The sequence below is a fragment of the Pseudoalteromonas sp. MIP2626 genome (assembly GCF_013414205.1).
Lineage (GTDB): Bacteria > Pseudomonadota > Gammaproteobacteria > Enterobacterales > Alteromonadaceae > Pseudoalteromonas > Pseudoalteromonas nigrifaciens.
The window spans coordinates 12722-28181 of sequence record NZ_JAATTW010000013.1 but is presented as its reverse complement, the minus strand read 5'-3'; the positions used below and the strand labels follow the sequence as shown (position 1 = coordinate 28181).

At 41.6% G+C, this 15460-nt stretch carries 18 protein-coding genes; 3 read left to right on the top strand and 15 right to left on the bottom strand.

The genetic code is table 11. The annotated features are described in order from the left end of the window. Positions 1 to 134 precede the first annotated feature (134 nt). The 14 genes from HC000_RS07965 to rpsJ all read right to left on the bottom strand — a co-directional run bounded on the left by HC000_RS07965 (position 135) and on the right by rpsJ (position 9866). Complete coding sequence (locus tag HC000_RS07965; protein WP_179807383.1) at positions 135 to 875, bottom strand: phosphoadenylyl-sulfate reductase; 741 nt, start codon at positions 873 to 875, stop codon at positions 135 to 137. A gap of 43 nt (positions 876 to 918) precedes the next feature. Beyond that, positions 919 to 2616: an assimilatory sulfite reductase (NADPH) hemoprotein subunit gene (gene cysI / locus HC000_RS07960; protein ID WP_011326874.1), complete on the bottom strand. Its 1698-nt coding sequence runs from the start codon at positions 2614 to 2616 to the stop codon at positions 919 to 921. 48 nt (positions 2617 to 2664) lie between these two features. Next, on the bottom strand, positions 2665 to 4479 hold the full coding sequence (locus tag HC000_RS07955) for an assimilatory sulfite reductase (NADPH) flavoprotein subunit (RefSeq protein ID WP_179807382.1): 1815 nt from the start codon (positions 4477 to 4479) through the stop codon (positions 2665 to 2667). A gap of 421 nt (positions 4480 to 4900) precedes the next feature. Then, positions 4901 to 5158 carry a 30S ribosomal protein S17 gene (rpsQ, locus tag HC000_RS07950; RefSeq protein WP_011326872.1) on the bottom strand — a complete coding sequence of 86 codons (258 nt, stop codon included), beginning with the start codon at positions 5156 to 5158 and terminating at the stop codon, positions 4901 to 4903. Beyond that, the gene (gene rpmC, locus HC000_RS07945; protein WP_011326871.1) at positions 5158 to 5349 is read right to left on the bottom strand and encodes a 50S ribosomal protein L29; all 192 of its coding nucleotides are present in this window, start codon (positions 5347 to 5349) and stop codon (positions 5158 to 5160) included. Before rpmC ends, rpsQ begins: the two co-directional genes overlap by 1 nt. After that, entirely contained in the window at positions 5349 to 5762 is a 414-nt protein-coding gene (rplP, locus tag HC000_RS07940; protein ID WP_011326870.1) for a 50S ribosomal protein L16, read from the bottom strand. Before rplP ends, rpmC begins: the two co-directional genes overlap by 1 nt. A gap of 12 nt (positions 5763 to 5774) precedes the next feature. Beyond that, entirely contained in the window at positions 5775 to 6476 is a 702-nt protein-coding gene (gene rpsC / locus HC000_RS07935) for a 30S ribosomal protein S3 (protein ID WP_011326869.1), read from the bottom strand. Between the two features lie 12 nt (positions 6477 to 6488). Further along, positions 6489 to 6821, bottom strand: coding sequence for a 50S ribosomal protein L22 (rplV, locus tag HC000_RS07930; protein ID WP_002957892.1), 333 nt, complete (start codon positions 6819 to 6821; stop codon positions 6489 to 6491). A gap of 13 nt (positions 6822 to 6834) precedes the next feature. After that, positions 6835 to 7113: a 30S ribosomal protein S19 gene (gene rpsS / locus HC000_RS07925; RefSeq protein ID WP_010376377.1), complete on the bottom strand. Its 279-nt coding sequence runs from the start codon at positions 7111 to 7113 to the stop codon at positions 6835 to 6837. A gap of 16 nt (positions 7114 to 7129) precedes the next feature. Continuing rightward, positions 7130 to 7954, bottom strand: coding sequence for a 50S ribosomal protein L2 (rplB, locus tag HC000_RS07920; protein ID WP_011326867.1), 825 nt, complete (start codon positions 7952 to 7954; stop codon positions 7130 to 7132). Between the two features lie 15 nt (positions 7955 to 7969). Beyond that, positions 7970 to 8272, bottom strand: a complete 303-nt coding sequence (gene rplW, locus HC000_RS07915) for a 50S ribosomal protein L23 (protein ID WP_011326866.1) — start codon at positions 8270 to 8272, stop codon at positions 7970 to 7972. After that, entirely contained in the window at positions 8269 to 8874 is a 606-nt protein-coding gene (gene rplD / locus HC000_RS07910) for a 50S ribosomal protein L4 (RefSeq protein WP_002957897.1), read from the bottom strand. The genes rplW and rplD overlap by 4 nt, the downstream gene beginning before the upstream one ends. Positions 8875 to 8891: 17 nt before the next feature. Continuing rightward, on the bottom strand, positions 8892 to 9527 hold the full coding sequence (rplC, locus tag HC000_RS07905) for a 50S ribosomal protein L3 (RefSeq protein ID WP_011326865.1): 636 nt from the start codon (positions 9525 to 9527) through the stop codon (positions 8892 to 8894). A 27-nt stretch (positions 9528 to 9554) separates the two neighbouring features. Next, complete coding sequence (gene rpsJ, locus HC000_RS07900; protein WP_002957900.1) at positions 9555 to 9866, bottom strand: 30S ribosomal protein S10; 312 nt, start codon at positions 9864 to 9866, stop codon at positions 9555 to 9557. 438 nt (positions 9867 to 10304) lie between these two features. Here rpsJ and plsB point away from each other — a divergent pair, with 438 nt between their 5' ends. Continuing rightward, positions 10305 to 12743: a glycerol-3-phosphate 1-O-acyltransferase PlsB gene (gene plsB, locus HC000_RS07895; protein ID WP_011326864.1), complete on the top strand. Its 2439-nt coding sequence runs from the start codon at positions 10305 to 10307 to the stop codon at positions 12741 to 12743. Positions 12744 to 12842: 99 nt separating this feature from the next. On the opposite strand, the gene tesB is transcribed toward plsB, so the two are convergent. Continuing rightward, positions 12843 to 13700: an acyl-CoA thioesterase II gene (gene tesB, locus HC000_RS07890; protein ID WP_179807381.1), complete on the bottom strand. Its 858-nt coding sequence runs from the start codon at positions 13698 to 13700 to the stop codon at positions 12843 to 12845. A gap of 76 nt (positions 13701 to 13776) precedes the next feature. On the opposite strand from tesB, the gene HC000_RS07885 reads away from it, so the two are divergent. Together HC000_RS07885 and HC000_RS07880 are read left to right on the top strand one after the other, a co-directional pair. Next, positions 13777 to 14238, top strand: coding sequence for an EVE domain-containing protein (locus HC000_RS07885; RefSeq protein ID WP_089367564.1), 462 nt, complete (start codon positions 13777 to 13779; stop codon positions 14236 to 14238). A 186-nt stretch (positions 14239 to 14424) separates the two neighbouring features. Continuing rightward, entirely contained in the window at positions 14425 to 15456 is a 1032-nt protein-coding gene (locus tag HC000_RS07880) for a cytosolic protein (protein WP_179807380.1), read from the top strand. The last annotated feature ends 4 nt before the right edge of the window (positions 15457 to 15460 follow it).

Here is a 15460-nt window from a genome sequence, read left to right as displayed (position 1 = left end):
CCTTCCTGCTTAAAATTAATCCTTTATTCGGCCAAGTTTAATAAAAAGCAATCAATCAGGCAATCCTTTTGTGTAAGTAAAAAACGCAGCCAAGGCTGCGTTTTATTAAATATTGAGCGAGATAATCAATAATATTAAATACCATCACCATCAATGTGCAAACCACACTCTCGGTTTAAACCAAAAAAGCGAGTTTCCTCTTCGGTCATACCGGGCTCTAGCTTACGTGTAGTATGTATGTCTCCCATAGAGACATAGCCTTCTTCCCAAAGAGGATGGTACGGCAAGTTATGCTTAGTTAAATACTGATATACATCGCGGTTTGTCCACTCAATAATTGGGTAAACTTTTACTGTACCACGGCTAATTTCAATTACTTGCTTATCAGCACGGCTTGATGCTTGGTCGCGACGCAGGCCACTAAACCACGTACCAGCATTAATTTCTTTTAAGGCGCGAGTCATCGGCTCAACTTTATTAAGCTGATTGTACTGCTTAATTCCGGCCTCTCCTTGCTCCCATAACTTGCCAAATTTAGCTTCTTGCCAAGCAGGGCTAAGCTCTGATTTGTACACTTTTAAATTGAGTGATAAACGTGCCGTCATTTGCTCAATAAATTGATACGTTTGTGGAAACAAATAACCTGTATCTGTTAATACCACCGGAATATTTGGCTGTTGTAATGTTATTAAGTGCAACATTACGGCCGCTTGAATACCAAAACTCGATGATAAAAAATGTGTCTCAGGTAAGTTTTCAAGTGCCCATTGCACGCGCTGCTCGGCGCTCATGTTTTTCAGTATGCCATTGGCGTCTGCTAGCATGCTAGTTTGGCTTTGTTTATCTAACTGTAAAATGTTTTTAAATTCACTCATGGTAAATTCCAAACCTTAGCCAGTGTGTTGCACTGGCTTATTATTATGCGTGAAAATCGGTAACTGATACTTTAACTTCAGCAACAATGCCTTTGCGGATCACAAAATCACCAAAGCATTCACCGTCATTACGCTCATTAACCCATTGACCAATTAATTCATCAAAAGCAGCTAAATACACGTCTTCACCCACATTTTCTAAATATAATTTAGGAATACGTGTGCCTTCAAGGTTACCGCCTAGATACACATTATATTTACCCGGACCTTTCCCAACCAATCCCGCTTCGGCTAACATGGCACGCCCACAGCCATTGGGGCAACCCACAACGCGCATAATAATACTGTCATTCGGCACACCATGCTTGGCTAACAGTGCTTCTATTTTTTCAACCAAACTAGGTAAATAACGCTCAGCTTCAGCCATAGCTAATGGGCATGTTGGCAGTGCCACACACGCCATAGAATTTTTACGTTGTTCGGTGTCTTTATCGTCAATTAAACCATGGTTACGGGCAATTTCTTCAATCACGGCTTTTTGATTTGCAGCTACACCAGCAATAATTAAGTTTTGGTTTGCCGTCATGCGCATGTCACCTTGGTGAACTTCTGCTATTTTACGACAGCCTGTTTTTAGTGGTTTGTCTGGATAATCTAAAATACGCCCACTTTGAATAAATAATGTTAAGTGATGTTTGCCATCTATACCTTCAACCCAACCTATACGATCGCCTCGGTGAGTAAATTTATAAGGACGACTTGAAGCAAACTCAACACCCGCACGTTTCTCTACTTCCGCTTTAAATACATCAACGCCTACTCGATCTAATGTGTATTTTGTTTTAGCATTTTTGCGATTTGAACGATTACCCCAATCGCGCTGTACCGACACCACATGCTCGGCAATTTTTAACGTATGTTCTAGTGGAATAAAACCAAAGTCGTCTGCTTTACGTGGGTAGGTTGCTGTATCGCCATGTGTCATGGCAAGGCCACCACCGACAAGTACGTTAAAGCCAATTAATTTACCATTTTCGGCAATAGCTACAAAGTTTAAATCATTGGCGTGCACATCCACTTCATTATTCGGCGGAATTGTTACCGTTGTTTTAAACTTACGCGGTAAGTAATTAGAACCTAAAATTGGCTCTTCTGTGGTTTCTGCTTTTTCACCATTAAGCCAAATTTCGGCGTAAGCCTTGGTTTTTGGTAATAGGTGCTCTGAAATTTTTGCAGCCCACTCATACGCTTCTTGATGCAGCTCTGACTCAACCGGATTAGTAGTACACAACACATTTCGATTAACATCGCCTGCGGTAGCAATAGAGTCAATTCCAACGCTATCCAGTAATTGATGCATGCCTTTAATATTAGGCTTTAATACACCATGAAACTGAAACGTTTGACGCGTAGTTAAACGGATACTGCCATAGCTGGTTTTTTCTTCTGCAAATTTATCTATGGCTAACCATTGCTCAGGCTTAATAATACCGCCAGGCATACGCGCACGTAACATTACGTTGTGTAATGGTTCAAGCTTTTGCTTAGCGCGCTCACCACGAATATCGCGGTCATCTTGCTGGTACATACCGTGAAACCGAATTAACTGGAAGTTATCAGCGGTAAAACCACCGGTGATCTCATCTTTTAAATCTGTTGCTATAGTGCCACGTAAAAAATTACTTTCTCGTTTCATGCGCTCGTTATCAGAAAGCTTTACGTTTTTATCTTGTTCGCTCATGTTTAATCCTAAATTAGTGACAGTGACGGCTGCTTTAAATATTTAATTTTAGTAAACGTCTTTCTGATAGCGGTTTGCGCTGCGTAAATCTTTTAAATACTGCTGAGCATCTTCATCGCTCTTGCCGGTATTTTCTTTAATAATTTCGAGTAATGTTTGGTGCACATCTTTTGCCATATTGTTAGCGTCGCCACACACATAAAAATGTGCGCCAGCTTCAAGCCACTCAAAAATAGCTTTGCTGTTACTACGCAACTTGTCTTGCACATACACTTTTTCGGCTTGATCGCGGCTAAATGCAACATCTACTTTGCTTAGTAAACCCGACTTTAAGTAACCTTGAATTTCAACTTGGTATAAAAAGTCTTGAGTAAAATGTGGATTGCCAAAAAACAGCCAGTTTTTACCTGATGCGCCACGCGCATCACGCTCTTGTAAAAAGGCTCGAAACGGTGCTATTCCCGTACCAGGGCCAACCATAATGATTGGTGTTTCATCATTCGTTGGTAAACGAAAATTATCGTTATGCTCACTAAATACCTTAACTTTACAGCCTTCCTCAGCACGGCGCGCTAAATAGCCCGAACAACCGCCTAAATGCTCACGACCAAAGGCATCAAACTCAACTAATGCTACGGTTAAATGTACCTCGTCTTCAACCTCGCTTTGGCTAGAGGCAATTGAATATAAACGTGCTTGTAATTTACGCAGGCAATCGACGAGTGTTTGCGCGTCGAGCTTAGCGGGGTTTTGTGCAACTACATCAAATATTTGGCGCGGCTCAATGTATTGATGCATTGCCGCTTTATCTTCAACCAATTTTAATAGTTGTGGTGTGCCTGTCGCTATTGCATATTTTTCCACAAAGCCAGGGTACGACTGCGTTAATTCAAGTTTTTCAATCAGTGCATCGCGAATACTTAGCTGTTCATCTGCAACTTTTACTAAACTAGCTGCATCAATTTGCGTGTGTGTAAGCAACTCATCAACACGGGCTTCGTCATTTAAAAAATACACACCTAATGAATCACCTGGTATATAACTAATGTCTGAGCCTTCAAGCGAAATTTCTACGTGGCGGACATCTTTAGTTGAATCGCGACCTGTAATTTTTTGCACTAAACCTAGTTCTGCGGCAAACGGGTTTTGTTTAGTATATTGACTTGCCACAGTAGTTGACCCAGCAAACGGCATTGCAATAACTTGACCACCTGAACTACCTTGCTGTGCTTTTAAATCCGGTTCAAAGGCATCCAATGCGCCAGTGATCCAAGTTGTCGCTTCGTCTTCGTAATCTACATCTAAATCGGCGCGTTGATAAATTGTTTCTGCGCCGAGTGTATTTAACCGCTGCTCAAAGTCTTTTGCTGTTTGGCAAAAAAATTCATAGCTCGAATCCCCCAAGCCAATCACGGCTACCTTCACCCCATCTAACTTAGGCGCTTTTTTAGTGGTTAAAAATTCGTGTAAAGCCTCTGCATCTTCTGGTGGTTCACCTTCGCCGTAAGTTGCAACAACCACAGTTATAAACTTTTCTTTTTTTAGTGCAGTTGGTTTGTAATCGGCCATGCTCACTAGCTTTACGGCTAAACCGCGTGACTCTGCTTGTGCTTTTAACTTAGCAGCTACACCTTTTGCATTACCTGTTTGCGAGCCATATAAAATAGTTAATGCAACTGCCTCACCAGCACTTGGAGCTGCTCCCACAGCACCGCCTAAAGCCGCCGTATTAGCATTTGCAGCAAGATAACCACTAACCCATGCTTGTTGAATTGGATTAAGCTCAGCCACTAAACCTTGCAGCTTTAGTACTTGCTCTTGCGATAGCGGACTTGCCGCAGCGTTTAGTTGACCTAGCAACATGAATCAATTCCCCGTAACCCTAAAAGTTAAACACAACGTACTGTTATACGTCGTTCAAAATGAGTTTTACCTCACCCAGAGACTATCTGTTGAGGTTTACTGAGCTTGTAGGATAGCGGGCAATGCAGAGTTAAAAAAAGAACAGAATCAACTTTGATATTCTATTTAGTTATTAACTTTAGTAAATATAGTTAAAAACAGATTAAGAAATGTATTTTCGAAGGATAAAAGGGGCTATTTGTGCCTGAGCTTTATTGAGTAGATAAATATTGTTGTTATGTATAAATACCACAATCATAAAAGAGCGCTAAATTAACTCTGAGTTGCTGATTGCTTGCAGCTCAAACTCGCAGCTTCGTAAAAACAAAAAGCCCCAGCAAATAAATGCCGGGGCTTTTTATAAAACAGACTTAATTAAAAATTAAGCTTGTTTTGGACGTTCAATAACTGCTACGAATGTCCAAGATTTACTCTTAGAAATTGGAGCACATTCACGGATAGTAACTACGTCACCAGCCTGAACTTCATTATTTTCGTCATGTACGTGTAGCTTAGTCGTGCGTCGAATGAATTTCCCATAAATTGGGTGCTTCACATAACGTGCGATAGCAATAGTGAAAGATTTTTCCATCTTGTCGCTAATTACACGGCCTTGAAGAGTACGAATTTTATCGCTCATTATTGACCTGCCTTCTGGTTAATAACTGTTTTTACACGCGCGATATCGCGGCGTACTGTTCTTAGCGTGTGTGTCTGAGCTAACTGACCAGTGCTTGCTTGCATGCGCATATTAAATTGCTCACGAAGAAGTCCTAGAAGTTCAGTATTAAGCTCTTCTACGCTTTTATCTTTTAGTTCGCTAGCTTTCATCACATTACCGTCCGAGTTACGAAAGTTGTTTTGAATGGCAATTTACGAGCAGCAAGGTCAAACGCTTCACGAGCAAGCTCTTCTGAAACACCTTCCATTTCGTAAAGTACTTTACCAGGCTGAATTTCAGCAACCCAATACTCAACAGAACCTTTACCTTTACCCATACGAACTTCAAGCGGTTTGTTCGTGATTGGCTTGTCTGGGAAAACACGGATCCAGATTTTACCTTGACGTTTCACGTGACGCGTCATGGCACGACGAGCTGCTTCGATTTGACGAGCAGTCATGCGGCCACGGCCAGTAGCTTTCAAACCGAAAGTACCGAAGCTTACTTTGTTACCGTTTTGCGCTAGACCACGGTTGCGACCTTTGTGCGTTTTACGGAATTTTGTACGTTTTGGCTGTAACATTACTCGCTACCTCTACTTAGCACTTTTTTTGGCTTTCTTTGGTGCGCGTTTAGCTGGCTTCTCTTGCTCTTGTACTAGTGGTAAACCACCAATAACTTCGCCTTTGAAGATCCAAACTTTAACACCAATGATACCATAAGTGGTTAAGGCCTCAGAAGTTGCGTAGTCGATATCAGCACGAAGAGTATGTAGAGGTACACGACCTTCACGATACCACTCTGTACGTGCGATTTCTGCGCCGCCAAGACGACCGCTAACTTCAACTTTAATCCCTTTAGAACCGATGCGCATTGCATTTTGTACCGAACGCTTCATAGCGCGACGGAACATAACACGACGCTCTAGTTGAGAGGCAATGCCGTCTGCTACTAGTTGTGCATCTAGTTCTGGTTTACGTACTTCAGAAATATTAATCTGAGCAGGTACACCAGCGATTTTAGTTACCGCTTGACGTAATTTTTCTACGTCTTCGCCTTTTTTACCGATAACAACACCCGGACGAGCCGTGTGGATTGTTACGCGGATTGATTTTGCTGGACGCTCAATAACGATTTTAGACACAGAAGCCGTTTTCAATTCCTTTGTAAGGAATGTACGTACTTTGTGATCGCCAAAAAGCTGTGCAGAGAAATCTTTTGAACTCGCGTACCAGGTAGAAACCCAAGGTTTAGATATACCTAGGCGAATACCAGTAGGATGAACTTTTTGTCCCATTACTTATATCTCCTAGCTATCTGAAACCATAACAGTGATATGGCTTGTACGCTTAAGGATGCGGTCTGCGCGTCCTTTAGCACGTGGCATAATACGTTTCATTGTAGGACCATCGTCCACAAAGATCGTTGTTATACGAAGCTCATCAATGTCAGCACCTTCGTTATGCTCTGCGTTAGCAATAGCAGACTCAAGTACTTTCTTTACTAATACAGCCGCTTTTTTCGGGCTGTACGCCAGGATTTCTAGTGCGCGATCAACCGGTAGTCCGCGGATCTGATCTGCAACTAGACGTGCTTTTTGCGCCGAACCAGAGGCGAATTTATGTTTAGCTAATGCTTGCATTTATCTTCCCCTCTTATCGTTTCTTCGCTTTCTTATCCGCAGCATGGCCACGGTAAGTGCGAGTTGGTGCAAATTCACCTAGTTTGTGACCGATCATTTCGTCTGTGATAAACACAGGAACGTGCTGACGACCATTATGGACAGCGATGGTCAATCCGATCATGTTAGGTATGATCATTGAACGACGGCTCCAAGTTTTAATTGGCTTCTTGTCTCCGCTTTCCAACGCTTTCTCTACCTTCTTCAGCAAGTGTAGGTCTATAAAAGGACCCTTCTTGAGAGAACGTGGCATGGCTATTCCTCAACTATTATTTAGTACGACGACGTACGATAAACTTATCAGTACGCTTGTTCTTACGTGTCTTAGCACCTTTAGTCGGCTTACCCCATGGAGACACAGGATGACGACCACCAGATGTACGACCTTCACCACCACCGTGTGGGTGATCTACCGGGTTCATGGCAACACCACGAACTGTCGGACGGATACCACGCCAGCGATTTGCACCTGCTTTACCAAGTGAACGAAGCATATGCTCAGCATTGCCTACTTCACCTAGAGTCGCACGACAATCAGCTTCAACTTTACGTACTTCGCCTGAACGAAGACGTAATGTTACATACTGACCATCACGAGCAAGGATTTGAACGTATGCACCAGCAGAACGTGCGATTTGAGCACCTTTACCTGGTTTTAATTCTACGTTGTGAACAGTCGAACCTACAGGCATATTACGCATTGGTAATGCATTACCAGGTTTGATTGGTGCATCAACACCAGACTGGATTGCATCGCCAGCTTTTAAGCCTTTTGGTGCGATAATGTAACGACGCTCACCGTCTGCATATAATACAAGAGCGATGTTTGCGCTACGATTTGGATCGTATTCTAAACGTTCAACAGTGGCTGGAATGCCATCTTTAGTACGTTTAAAATCGATTAAACGGTAATGTTGCTTATGACCACCACCGATATGACGAACCGTAATACGACCATTGTTATTACGACCACCTGATTTAGAGTTTTTCTCTAATAGTGGTGCGTACGGCTTACCCTTATGTAAATCAGAGTTAACCACTTTAACTAAGTGACGACGGCCCGCAGAAGTAGGCTTACACTTTTGAAGTGCCATAATTCTATCCCCTTATTACTCGGCGCCGCCGACAAAGTCTAGCTCGCTACCTTCTTTAAGAGTAACGTAAGCTTTTTTCCAGTCGTTACGACGACCGAAACGTGCGCCAGTACGTTTTGTTTTACCCTTAACGTTAAGTGTGCGAACACCCGTTACTTCTACTTCAAAAAGCTTCTCAACTGCTGCTTTAACTTCAGCTTTAGTTGAATCTTTTGCTACTTTAAAAACAATAGTATTGTTTTCTTCAGCAGCAATAGTGCTTTTTTCAGAGATATGTGGAGCAACGATCACTTTTAAAAGACGTTCTTCGCGAATCATGCTAGCGCCTCCTCAAGTTGCTTAACAGCAGCGGCTGTAATAAGTACCTTGTCGAAAGCAATTAAGCTTACAGGATCGATACCAGCTACATCACGCGTGTCAACCTTATAAAGGTTACGTGCCGATAAGAAAAGATTTTCATCTACTTCTTCAGTCACGATAAGAACATCTTTAAGCTCAAGTTCTTTAAGCTTAGCAACTAGTTCTTTAGTTTTTGGTGCTGCTAGAGCAAAACTTTCAACAACGATTAAACGCTCTTGACGAACTAATTCAGATAAGATGCTTTTAATCGCACCGCGGTACATTTTACGGTTTACTTTTTGGCTATGATCCTGTGGTTTAGCTGCAAAGCTAACGCCACCTGAACGCCAAATTGGGCTACGAATCGTACCAGCACGTGCTCGGCCAGTACCTTTTTGAGCCCATGGCTTTTTACCACCACCGCTTACTTCAGAACGTGTCTTCTGAGCACGAGTACCTTGACGAGCACCTGCTGCGTATGCAACAACTACTTGATGTACTAATGCTTCGTTAAACTCACGTCCAAAAGTAGCTTCAGAAACTTCAAGACCGCCAGAAGCGTCTTTAATTGCTAATTCCATCACTAAATCTCCAGGACTTATGCTTTAACAGCTGGTTTAACGATAACGTCACCGCCGATAGCGCCAGGTACTGCACCTTTAACTAAAAGCAAATTACGCTCAGCGTCAACGCGAACTAGTTCTAAGTTTTGAGTCGTTACACGCTCAGCACCCATATGACCGGCCATTTTCTTACCTTTAAACACCTTACCAGGTGATTGGTTTTGACCGATTGAACCAGGAGCACGGTGAGATAGAGAGTTACCATGTGTAGCGTCTTGCATGCTGAAATTCCAGCGCTTAACACCACCTTGGAAACCTTTACCTTTAGAAGTACCGGTTACGTCAACCTTGTTGATTTCGTTGAATAATTCAACAGTAAGCTCAGCGCCTACTTCAAAATCGCCTTCACCACCATTTAGGCGGAATTCCCACAGACCGCGACCCGCTTCAACACCAGCTTTAGCGAAATGACCCGCTGAAGCTTTGTTTACACGACTTGCTTTTTTAGTGCCTGCGGTTACTTGAAGCGCGTTATAACCGTCTGTTGCTTCAGATTTAATCTGAGCAATGCGGTTAGGTGTCGCTTCAATAACTGTCACAGGGATAGATACACCATCTTCAGTGAAGATTCGTGTCATACCCACTTTACGACCGACTAGACCTAATGCCATTTTCCTAAAACCTCTCTAATCTTCCGATTAACCCAGGCTGATTTGAACATCTACACCAGCAGCAAGATCTAAACGCATAAGAGCGTCAACAGTCTTGTCAGTTGGTTCAACGATGTCGATCAGACGTTTATGGGTGCGGATCTCGTACTGATCACGCGCGTCTTTATTAACGTGCGGTGATGTTAGTACAGTAAAACGTTCAAAGCGTGTAGGTAGTGGAATTGGTCCACGTACTTGTGCGCCAGTGCGTTTCGCAGTTTCCACGATTTCCGCCGTTGATTGGTCAATCAAACGGTGGTCAAAAGCTTTTAGGCGAATACGAATGCGTTGATTTGACATTCTTAACCTCAATATAAAGAGCATTTAAAAGAGCATAAAAAAACGACCGAAACAATCTTAAATATTAAGATGTCGGTTGTTAGATTATATCTACGTTGAGTTCCAAATCGGAACTCCTGTTTATTAGCTAGAAATCCTAGCTTAATTTATCCTTCCAAGTTCCCTTGGGAATTTTGAAAGCCTGCGTATTATAATTACATTGGTGATAAATGCAACAGCTAATTAGTAAATAATTACAGCCTGCTGGTTGCTCAAATATACTGCAACCTATTATAGAGCAGCTACAATCAAGTGTAATGCATATATATTAAGCCATAACGTACTGACTAATCGGCAACGCAAATTAAAGGCTTTTTTAGATCTTATGTTATCATATGCGCCAATTTTGCTTTTATATACCCAAATTATATGGGTAATTACTCTCTATATGGTGAGTCGATGCGTATTGTAAATTATTGCTTAAATGTTTTATCAGCTGGAGTAAGCCGCTTACTTGTAAGAAGTAAGGTACTGCCAGAAAAGCCGACTGAACAATATGAATTAAACTCTAAAAACCCTACCTTTTATATTGTGCGCTTAAACTCTCGCTTTGACTTAGCGGCGCTTGCTCGGGTATGTAAACGCCATGGATTACCCGACCCTAGAGAACAACAAGTATTAGGCACACAACGCTTAGACCGCTTTATAGGGATTGAAAACCCACCTCCATTAATTGGTGACATAGCAAAGCCAACTAATGCACTAGCGCAAGGCAAACAAATTATTGATCACTTATTAAGTAGTGGTCAAAAAGATGTACAGGTTATTCCTGTTACTATTTTATGGGGCCGAGCGCCCGGCAAAGAAAAGCCCGGACTTAGCACGCTCATAACACACTCATTAACACCAAGTTGGTTTAGAAAGTTATTTGTGGTGTTGTTTTCTGGCCGAGATAACTTTATCCGCTTTAGCCAACCACTCGACTTATCACTTTTAGTAGACGAAAAAGCGGACGTTAACGAGCTTCCACAAAAACTATTAAGAGTAGCCCGCGTGCACTTTCGCCGCCAAAAACTTGCCGCAACAGGCCCTAAAATGCCATCGCGCGAGCAGCTATTTAACTCATTATTAGCCTCTCCAACAATAAAAAAAGCCATACAAGACGAAGCAAAAGCTAAAAACATTAGCCAAGCGCAAGCACGTCAAAATGCGGTTAAGTTACTTAATGAAATAGCGGCTAACTATTCAGAGGCAATGATACGCGTAGCTGAGCGCTTTTTAACTTGGCTGTGGAATAAGCTATATAACGGTATAGATATAAAATACACAGAGCAAATTCATGAGCTGACTAATAAAGGCCACGAAATTATTTATATGCCGTGCCATCGCAGCCATATGGATTACTTACTACTTACTTATGCTATTTATCATCAAGGTTTAGTACCACCACATATAGCCGCGGGTATTAACCTTAACTTTTTTCCGGCAGGCGGGATCTTTCGCCGCTCGGGTGCGTTTTTTATTCGCCGTTCATTTGCCGGTAATAAGCTCTACTCTGCAGTATTTAAAGAATATTTAAGCCAGTTATTTATTAAAGGTTATTCTGTTAAATTTTATACCGAGGGCGGGCGTAGCCGCACCGGGCGTTTGTTACCACCTAAAACGGGTATGTTAGCAATGACCATGCAAGCTATGCTGCGTGGTATTGACCGCCCTATTTCTATTGTGCCGGTATATATTGGTTACGAGCACGTTATGGAAATTAACACGTACCTTAAAGAACTCGCTGGAAATGATAAAAAAGGTGAGTCTATCTTTGGAATTTTTAAAGCGATTAAAAATCTTAAAAACTATGGTCGAGGTTATTTAAACTTTGGTGACCCTATTTCCATAAACCAATACTTAAACGACAACCAACCCAATTGGCGTGACGACATACACCCTACCGATGTACAAAAACCACAATGGTTAGGCCCACAAGTGGCAAACCTAGCCGACCAAGTTATGGTTAAAATTAACAATGCAGCGGCACTTAATGCGGTTAATTTATTAGCGATGATTTTACTGGTAAACGACAAGCACGCACTGAGTAAGCCAAAACTTTTAGCGCAACTTGATTTTTACTTACGCTTACAACGCGACGCCAGCTACAGTAATAAAGTAACAGCTCCAGAGGAAACGCCAGAGCAACTGTTAACGCATGCATTAAAGCTTAATAAGTTTGATGTGATAAGTGATGAATTTGGCGAAATTATCGCGATTAACGATAAAGAAAAAACACTCTTTAATTATTATCGTAATAATATTTTACATCTTTTTGCCGTACCAAGTTTAATTGCACTGCATTTGTTTAGAGAAAAAACCACAACAGTTTCAAAGTGTCAGCAGCTAGTTGCTGCGTTTTATCCGCTATTTGCTAAAGAATGGTATTTACGAGAGCTAGATGAGGACTACATTACGCGTATTTTAGCTAATTTTGTAGATCAAAACTTAATAGAACTTGATGGCGATAACATTCATATAACCAATACCAACGACTGTTTGGCTAAATTGGATATGTTAGGTAAAGCACTAAACTTTACGTTGCAGCGTTATGCCATTGTGATTGGCTTTATACAAACTAGCAACGGCATTGAAAAAGCAGAGTTAGAGCGAGAAAGCCAAGTGCTAGCACAACGCTTAGGTACTTTGCATGGGATTAAAACCCCAGAGTTTTTTGATAAAAAGGTGCTGGTCAGCTTTATTGATAATTTACGCGCACAGTCTTTAATTACCGATGGTGATGCGGGCTTAATAGGCAGCGTGCAATTATGTGAAACTTATATGCATCTTAAAGCATTATTGCCAGCACGTGTTTGGCAGTCAATTAGCGATATAGTACAAGGTCAGTGTAAATAAAGCCTTAGTTTTGAGTGAGTGCAACGCCGCTTACTTGTTTAAATGTAGGTGCCGTACAATTTATATGGCACCTACTACCCTTTGTTACTAGTGCGTAAGTTAGCGCTGACGCATAACCCCTTCTTGCATTGTTGAGGCAATTAAGTTGCCTTGGCGGTCAAAAAATTGCCCTCTTACTAACCCTCGACCAGAACTTGCACTTGGGCTGTCAACTGAGTATAAAATCCAATCATCCATTCTAAATGGTCGATGAAACCACATTGCATGGTCAATCGTGGCAACTTGCATATTAGGTTGCATAAAAGACACACCATGCGGCTGCAAAGCAGTTGGTAAAAATTCAAAATCAGACGCGTACGCTAATAAGTAATTATGAATACGTTGATCGTCTGGCATTTCACCGTTAGCTTTAAACCAAATGTGCTTAACTGGCTCCATTGCTTCAGGTTTAAATGGGTTATGAAAGGTCACCGGACGTATTTCTATTGGCATTTCACTAATAAATTGATTGCGTATAGCTGCGGGTATTTGCTCGGCGTTTTCTTTATAAAACTCTAACGATGAACGCAGCTTTTCGGGTAAAGGTACGTCAGGCATAGTCGCCTGATGCGATAATCCTTCTTCAGCCCCTTGAAAAGACGCTGTCATGTAAAAAATAGGCTTACCGTACTGAATAGCACTAACCCGACGAGTGCTAAAGCTTTTACCATCGCGAATAGCTTCTACATCATACACAATAGGCTTAGTGGCATCGCCTGGGCGTAAAAAGTAAGAGTGGAGTGAATGTACAATACGCCCCTCTGGTAGCGTTTCTTTTGCAGCAGATAGCGCTTGGCCCATAACTTGGCCGCCAAATACAGCACCAAAACCTAAATCTTGGCTTTGCCCTCGATACAAACCTTGCTCAATTTCTTCAAGTGTTAACAACGACAATAAATCATCTAATACTTGGCTCATTATTACTTCCTCAATTCTCTAATACCCAAATGATACTATACAATAGAGGGATGTAAATCATTCTACGAGTCCTGATATGGCGTATTGGCTATTTAAAACTGAACCCGATGCATTTTCGATTGACGATCTTAAAAATGCACAAAATCAAACCACACTTTGGGAAGGGGTACGTAATTACCAAGCACGTAACTTTATGCGCGACGAGGTAAAAGTAGGTGACCTAGTAATGATTTACCATTCTAGCTGCAAGCTCGTAGGCGTAGTAGGTATTGCTGTAGTAACAAAAGCAGCTTACCCAGATCCAACTCAGTTTGATTTAAGTAGTGATTATTATGATGCTAAAGCCACCAGCGACAATCCTCGCTGGGTAGTAGTAGAAGTAACTTATCAATCTCATTTAAACTCTCTGGTTAGCTTAAAAGAAATAAAAGCTAACCCTCGCATCACCGACATAGCGCTTAAAAAAGGCGGGCGATTGTCAATAATGCCCGTAACCAAAAGTGATTGGCAAATAATCACCCACATGGCTGAGGAGTAAAATATTTTACTATTTAACCTGAGCCTAGTTATTTAAAAAGCGGTAAATTTAGTTACCGGCTAATTTATAAGTAAAGCAATCCTCTATGCAACAGGTATAACTCTCTGACACTAATACAAAAGTACGTTTGTTTTTCTTATCTATGGTAATTTGCTATAATTCGCCGCTTGTTTTTGTGGAGGAAAAATGAAGTTACTGTATTGGTTAGATGAGTGGTTAACCCTTTCGTGTGATGAGCAGCAAGCCAAACTGCCAATGTCTGGGGGAGATTTACTTGGCGATGTATATGTTAAGTACGACTTTATTGATATTAATAAGCCCCTACTATTTACCTTTTCGCCTGCTGGTACTGATGTGCAGGAGCAAGACCTTCACGCAGACTTCGCGCCCTGGGGTTATCACCTGGCACAAAAACAAAACGTAAATGTGATTGCCTTTCAGCACCTAGGGAAAAGTAATTGGTTTCGTAACCGCAATTTAATTTTTTTTCTGGAACAATTATCCCCACTGCTTACATCTTTTAAGACTCGATTAGGTTATGGCTTAAGCCGTGGTGGCTTTGCGGTTGGTGCTTTTGCAAAATTATTAAAGCTAGATCAGGTATTGCTTTTTCACCCTGTTAGCACTAAAAATAAAAGCTTAGTGCCATGGGACGACCGCTCTAGCACAGATATAGCTCAGCAATATGATTGGGAAGGCAGTTATGCCGATTTAGATTTAGGCAACGCCCAAGGCTATATTATTTACGACCCCACTAATCGTATTGATCGACTACATGCCAAGCGCTATAAGCAACTTAACCATTTACGGGTATTTGGTATGGGTCACGGCACTCACGCCACTTACTTAAACAAGTTTGGTTTTTATAAGCAAGTAGCTGTGGACTTTATGCGCCATCAACTAATTGATATTGCGCAGTTTCGCCTGCAAACTAAAACCTTACGCTTTAAAGAGGACTATTACAAAAGGCTCAATAAAGCGAATAAAAAATCGGCGCATCGCCTAGAATTACTAAGTACTGCACATAATATTTTGATAGACGAAAAAACAGCTCACGTACAGGAGCATCAAGCTAGCATTGATATTCAGCCACTTATTGATGTAGCGCTTAAACATCAAGATCAGCACCCCGATGATGCCATCCAATTACTCGAAGTCGCCAAGCAATTAGCGCCAAACGACCCTCTTGTGAAGCACAAACTGAAAGAGCTTGAATAGTACT